The 6996-nt window shown below is 36.1% G+C and carries 4 protein-coding genes; 3 read left to right on the top strand and 1 reads right to left on the bottom strand.

Annotated elements, in window-relative coordinates; all coding sequences use genetic code 11:
* The 3 genes from nifJ to JJE11_RS11550 form a co-directional block, all read left to right on the top strand.
* Positions 1-3504: pyruvate:ferredoxin (flavodoxin) oxidoreductase (gene nifJ / locus JJE11_RS11560; RefSeq protein ID WP_291635734.1), on the top strand; the 3504-nt coding region annotated here is incomplete at its 5' end.
* A gap of 25 nt (positions 3505-3529) precedes the next feature.
* Positions 3530-4687 (top strand): pyridoxal phosphate-dependent aminotransferase, encoded by a 1158-nt coding sequence (locus tag JJE11_RS11555; RefSeq protein WP_291635732.1) that lies wholly within the window; start codon positions 3530-3532, stop codon positions 4685-4687.
* Between the two features lie 135 nt (positions 4688-4822).
* Positions 4823-6265 carry a sigma 54-interacting transcriptional regulator gene (locus tag JJE11_RS11550; RefSeq protein ID WP_291635730.1) on the top strand — a complete coding sequence of 481 codons (1443 nt, stop codon included), beginning with the start codon at positions 4823-4825 and terminating at the stop codon, positions 6263-6265.
* Between the two features lie 165 nt (positions 6266-6430).
* Here the strand turns inward: JJE11_RS11550 and JJE11_RS11545 are convergent.
* Positions 6431-6996 (bottom strand): SH3 domain-containing protein (locus tag JJE11_RS11545; RefSeq protein WP_291635728.1); only part of this gene is annotated, 566 nt, incomplete at its 5' end.

Raw genomic sequence — 6996 nt, 5'->3', positions numbered from 1 at the left:
GCGGCATATGCTTCATACGCATTTACCGATGCGGCAGTAATCTATCCGATTACCCCATCTTCAAGGATGGCTGAATTAATTGATGAATGGTCAGTTGCAGGAAGAAAAAATATTTTCGGAAATCAGGTTGTAGTAAAAGAAATGCAGTCAGAAGGAGGTGCGGCTGGAACATTACATGGTTGTCTACAGGGTGGTGCATTAGCTTCAACGTATACAGCATCACAAGGATTGCTACTAATGATACCTAATATGTATAAAATTGCGGGGGAACTTCTTCCGGGCGTATTTCATGTTAGTTCCCGTTCGCTCGCATCTAATGCCCTTAGCATATTTGGTGATCATCAAGATGTTATGGCTACACGTCAAACAGGGTTTGGGTTGCTTGCGTCTAACAATGTACAACAATGTATGGATCTCGCAGCGGTAGCACATTTGGTTGCGATTAAATCCCGTATACCTGTACTGCACTTCTTTGATGGTTTTAGAACATCACATGAGATGCAAAAGATTGAGCTTATTGAATACGATGAACTTGCAAAATTAGTGGATATGGATGCTGTAAATGAGTTTCGTGCGCGGTCTCTTAACTCAGATCGGCCAGTACTTCGTGGTACAACGCAGAATCCGGATATATTTTTCCAAACACGTGAAGCTGTGAACAAGTTCTATGAGCCGTTACCGGAATTATTCAAGCACTATATGGACGAAATAAATAAGTTAAAAGGAAGTGATTATAAGCTATTTAACTATTATGGATCAGAAACGGCAGAAAATGTTATTATCGCCATGGGATCCGGATGTGATGTAATCAGAGAAACTCTTGAATACTTTAATGCACAAGGCGGAAATTATGGAATGCTAGAAGTTCACCTTTATCGTCCATTCTCTAAAGAGCATATGTTTAAAGTATTACCTAAAACGGTAAAACGTATTTCTGTATTGGATCGTACCAAAGAACCTGGTGCTCCAGCTGAGCCTCTTTGTTTGGATATTAGAAATGCATTTTTTGGAAAAGAGGATGCGCCATTGATTGTTGGTGGACGCTACGGTCTTGGCTCAAAAGACTTTACACCTATAAATGTTATGGAAGTATTTACTAATCTTGAGCAAGAAGTGCCACGAGATGGATTTACTGTAGGGATCGTTGATGATGTTACATTTAAATCACTTCCTGCATATGAAAAAGATTTTAATCCCTCACCTAAAGGAACGATAGCCTGTAAATTCTGGGGACTTGGCTCAGATGGGACAGTAAGTGCGAACAAATCTGCGATAAAAATCATCGGTGACTATACAGATAAATATGTACAAGCATACTTTGCGTATGATTCTAAAAAATCAGGTGGGCTTACGGTTTCTCATATGCGTTTTGGAGAGGTTCCGATTATGGCACCTTATCTGGTTAACATGGCAGACTTTATCGCGTGTCATAATCAGGGCTATGTAAATAAGTATGATTTGCTTGATGGGATTAAAGATGGGGGTACCTTCCTACTTAATTGTATCTGGAGTCCAGAAGAATTAGAAAAGGAACTGCCTGCATTATTGAAGCGTACTTTAGTAAAAAAGAATGTTCAATTTTACACTATAAATGCAATAGAAGTTGCTAAAAGCTTAGGACTTGGCAATCGTATCAATATGATTATGCAAACAGCATTTTTTAAATTGATGCCAATAATGCCTTTAGAGGATGCAATAGCACATCTGAAAGACGCAGTTAAGAAGAATTATGGTAGACAGGGACAATCCGTTATTGATATGAATAATAAGGCGATTGATGCTGGTGTGGATTATATTAGTAAAATTTCTATTCCAGAGACTTGGGAGGATGCTCAGGATGAAAAAGTAGCAGTTAAGGCAGATTTACCTGAATTTATAGAGAAGATTATGATTCCAATGAATAGTCAAAAGGGAGATTTATTACCGGTAAGTGCATTCAATGGAATTGAAGATGGAACCTATCCAACGGGTGTTACACAATATGAGAAACGTGCAATCGCAATCGATGTTCCTCACTGGGATGCGCAAAAATGTATCCAATGTAATCAGTGCTCATTTGTATGTCCACACTCAGTGCTTAGACCTATGCTGCTTACAGACGATCAGGTCAAAGCGGCACCGGAATGTATAACGACTAAAAATGCTATTGGGTTTAAAGAAAAACAATTTTACATGGGATTTTCTGCTTTAGATTGTACAGGTTGTGGCAATTGCGTGGATGTTTGTCCTGCGAAGGAAAAAGCACTTGAACTGAAACCTTTGGCAGAAAACCGCGCTGAGTATGAGAAATTATGGGAGTTTGCGAAGACAATTGAACCTGAAAAAATGGCAAAAGTACAAAATAAAACTGTTAAGAGTAGCCAATTCCTAAAACCATTATTTGAGTTTTCAGGGGCATGCGCCGGTTGTGGAGAAACACCTTATGCAAAATTGATTACCCAACTCTTCGGAGACCGAATGGTAATATCTAATTCTGCTGGTTGTGCTACTGTTTGGGGTGGTTCAGCACCAGCTATTCCTTATACAAAGGATCGCTATGGACATGGTCCTGCATGGGGATTCTCATTATTTGAGGATAATGCAGAGTATGGATTCGGTATGTATCTAGGTGCAAAGACTGTTCGTGAGTCGGTAGCACGTAAAGTTACGAATGCACTTGCAAGCGGTGTCGATAAAGACCTTGAAGAAGCAATGAACCAGTGGCTTTACGGACTTCGTGGATTTGGAAAATCAGAAGGAACACGTAAGCGAGCAGATAAATTAGCGAAGACACTAGAGGAATATCTTGATGTTCCAGAGCTTGCAGAAATTTATGAGCGAAGAGATTATTTCATCAAGCAATCTAACTGGATTTTTGGTGGAGATGGATGGGCTTATGATATTGGATATGGTGGTCTAGACCACGTACTTGCTTCAGGAGAAGATATCAATGTAATAGTTTTTGATACAGAAGTTTATTCAAACACAGGTGGACAATCATCAAAATCAACGCCGACAGCAGCTATCGCAAAATTTGCAGCTTCAGGAAAAAGTACGAAGAAAAAAGATCTTGGTATGATGGCGATGAGTTATGGTTATGTTTATGTGGCTCAGATTGCTATGGGTGCAGATAAGGCACAGACATTAAAGACGATTCTTGAAGCAGAAGCTTATCCAGGTCCATCCCTCATTATTGCTTATGCACCATGTGTTAGTCATGGGATTAAAGGTGGTATGGGAAAAGCTCAAAGGCAACAAAAAAATGCTGTAGAAGCTGGGTACTGGTCTTTATATAGACATAATCCATTGCTTAAAAAAGAAGGTAAAAACCCATTTATTTTAGATTCCAAGGAACCAACAGCTAGCTTTGAGGAATTCCTTTTAAGTGAAGTTCGTTTTGAATCTCTACTAAAGCAGTATCCGGAGAGTGCTAAAGAACTGTTTATGAAAGCGGAAATAGATGCAAAAGACAGGTTAGATGGCTATAAGCGTTTAAGTCATCAAGAATATAATCAAGCGGATTAAATAAATAATATTTGGAGGTTTTAGCATGAAACATTTATCTAAATTGGCAATGAACTATCCAGCTTCAGGGATCAGAAAAATGTTTGATTTAGCCGCACAATATGATGATGTAATCAACCTTACGCTAGGAGAACCTAACTTTGATACACCTCTAAACATTAAGGAAGCAGCTAAAAAAGCTATAGATGAAGGCCATACCCATTACAATCCAAATGCTGGTATTCTAGAGTTGCGTCAAGCTATAGCAGATAAATATAGTAAATACTCAAGAGATTATACAGTCGATAATGTTATGATAACTGTAGGTGGAATGGAAGCAATTACATTAAGTTTACTTGCAACAATAGACCCCGGTGATGAAGTTATCATTCCGGATCCGTGCTTTTCTAATTATTCTGGACAGATTATGATAGCGGGAGCAACACCTGTTACTGTTCCAGTCTATGAAAAAAATGATTTTAATATAAAAGCTGAAGATATTGAAAAAGTAATAACACCAAAAACCAAGGGTATTCTGTTAAATTCTCCAAGTAACCCAATGGGTTCAGTATTAGATAAAGCGGATGTGGAAGAAATAGCAAAGCTTGCTGAAAAATATGACTTAATAGTATATTCTGATGAGGTGTATGATCAAATTATCTATGATGATAATGAATTTTTTAGCATAGCACAAATTCCGGAAGTACGTGATCGAGTGATTATCATTAATAGCTTCTCCAAATCATATGCCATGACAGGGTGGAGACTGGGTTATGTAGTAGGAAGCAAGGAGATCATTTCAAATATGCCTAAGTTACAGGAAGGAATCGTTTCCTGCGTTCCTACATTCATACAAAAGGCTGCTGTGGAAGCTTTTACTGGTTCGCAAGATGTTGTAAAAGGTATGATTAAGGACTATGCGCGCCGCCGTGATATTTTAATAGATGGACTAAATAATATTCCGGGGATAAGTTGCAAAAAGTCCCCAGGCAGTTTCTATGCATTTGCAAATATAGAATCATTTGGTAAAACTTCGATGGAATTTGCAGAGGAACTTATAAGAGAAGCTAGGGTAGTGGCAGTACCGGGTTCTGCATTCGGTAGCATGGGAGAAGGTTATATGCGCTTTGTCTTTGCAAATTCAGATGAAAACTTGAAAGAAGCTGTTAGAAGAATTGATGAATATATAAGGAGAAAATACTAAACAACAATGTGTTTCAAATATGAGTTATAAAGCTCATGTTTGAGGCACATTATTTTGTTGCACGTAAAACAGTGAAGTAATTGATACTTGCTATAATATTATTAGTATAAGTATAATGAGGAAGGGGGGATTATGATGACTACAAACTATAGAGCAGAAATAAGTACAGAATATATACAGTCCATATTAGATGTATTAGATGATGGTGTTTATATTACGGATTCAAATGGAACTACGGTATTTATAAATAGTTCCTATGAAAAAATCTCAGGTTTATCTAGGAATAAACTGCTTGGCAGAGATATAAGGAAATTAGAGGATGAAGGTGTTTTTTCTCCTATTATTACACCGAGCATTCTGTTAAGCAAAGTTCCTATGTCTGAAATACAAACCTTAAAAAATGGCAAATGTATTGAAATAAATGGGTATCCAATTAAAGGTCAGACTGGTGAAATTAAATATGTTGTTACAAATGTCAAAGATATAACAACGATAAAGCATCTGAATAATAAGATTGAAAACCATGTTAAGCTCAATAATGAGTATAAAGAAAAAATTGATGTTTTAATACGTGAAAACCAATTTTCTGATAAATTTATTTTTCGGAGCCAAAAGATGAAGAATATTGTAGATATTGCAGCACAAATTTCTCGGTTTGATGTATCGGTACTAATTACCGGTGAAACGGGTGTGGGCAAAGAAGTTATCGCAGAATATATTCAAAAGGAAAGTGACCGTGCTAAAAAACCATATTTGACAGTGAATTGCGGAGCTATTGTTCCAAGTTTAATAGAGTCAGAGCTATTTGGCTATGAAGGTGGTGCTTTCACTGGCGCTATTAAAAGTGGTAAGCCAGGTATTTTTGAGCTTGCTGATGGTGGAACGTTATTTCTTGATGAGATAGGAGAATTGCCAATAGATCTTCAGGTCAAGCTTTTACGCGTTATTGAGCAAGGGGAAGTAACACGTGTAGGTGGTACAAATAGAAAAAGGGTACATGTCAGAATTATTTGCTCAACGAATCGTGATTTAGAATCATTGGTTGGGAGTGGTGATTTTAGAAAAGATTTGTATTACCGATTGAATGTTATAAGTATACATATTCCTCCTCTTAGAGAACGTAAGGAAGATATTGAGGCATTAACGCTTCACTTTTGTTCTTATTTTTATACTAAATATAATATTCAAATAGCATTATCGCCAAGTGTAATGCATGTGTTAGATGAATACGAATGGCCTGGAAATATACGAGAGTTAAAAAACGTTATTGAGCGTCTTGTCATCCTGTCCAAAGATGATAACATTCAAATAGAGTCACTACCGGATCATATTCGTTGTAAAGTCAGTGACGTTGAAAATAATCGCAGTCTCAGTGGTCATATGGTAGAAGTCAGTTCAGGTAAAATAATTGATAATCTAATACAAATCTTTAAACTAGAGAAAATGTCTTTGAAAGATGCAACAGGAAAAATTGAAGAAGAACTAATTAGTAGAGCTATTAGTAAATACGGATCGAAAAGAAAAGCTGCTTATGCACTAAAGATTTCGCCTGCAACACTTTTGAGAAAACAGAGATAAAGCCGATTAATTACTAATTCATCACAAAAATTTGTGAAATTAGTTTATAACATAAATTATTTACTAATTGTTCGCTTTCAATGTAAATTTAAGATATATAAGCAAAAATGGGCCATAAGAGAAAATAAAAAAAGAGCAACATTTCTGTTGCCCTTATGTATTATACTAGAATTTTATATAGTTTTTAGAAATATATCCCTGAACTTTTCCATAACTGATTTTATACCAATTGCCTACTTCTCCAATTATTTTTATAGAAGAATTATATTTTAGTAACCCTATTTTGGAAGAGTTTAAATTATATGAACTTCTAACATTTAAACCAGATTTTGCGGTTACACATCCAACTTTTATAGGTGAAGGGTTAACTACAGGTTTAACTGCTGGTGCTATAATGTCGACTACTTTGCCTGCTTTAACATATGCCGCAAATTTAGTTATTACCTCATTTGGTACATAAATATCTTCAGCGTTATAAGTTTTGCTATCTTTAGTAATAATAATACTTATATCATCAAATTTAAATTTTGTTGTATCAAATTCTCCATTATCAGTAAATCCATTAAGCTTTAAAGTGTGTCCTGATTTATTAATATTTACTACTGGGTTATCTACATCAGACGCATCTATAGATACAGTTGCACCTAATTTATCAAATTCAGTTTTTGCATTTTTAAATAATTTGTCTGTGGTTACAGATAAATCGAGACCTGCTACATTTTCTATATATG

Origin of the sequence: Clostridium sp. (genome assembly GCF_016650095.1) — a bacterium.
GTDB lineage: Bacteria > Bacillota > Clostridia > Clostridiales > Clostridiaceae > Clostridium_AD.
Note: the sequence above shows the minus strand (reverse complement) of the source record. Positions and strands in the feature narration are given on the sequence as shown.

Bases quoted from the DNA above. Each gene is read 5' to 3' on its own strand.
- JJE11_RS11550 (WP_291635730.1), top strand. From the start codon at position 4,823: ATGACTACAAACTATAGAGCAGAAATAAGTACAGAATATATACAGTCC.
- JJE11_RS11555 (WP_291635732.1), top strand. From the start codon at position 3,530: ATGAAACATTTATCTAAATTGGCAATGAACTATCCAGCTTCAGGGATC.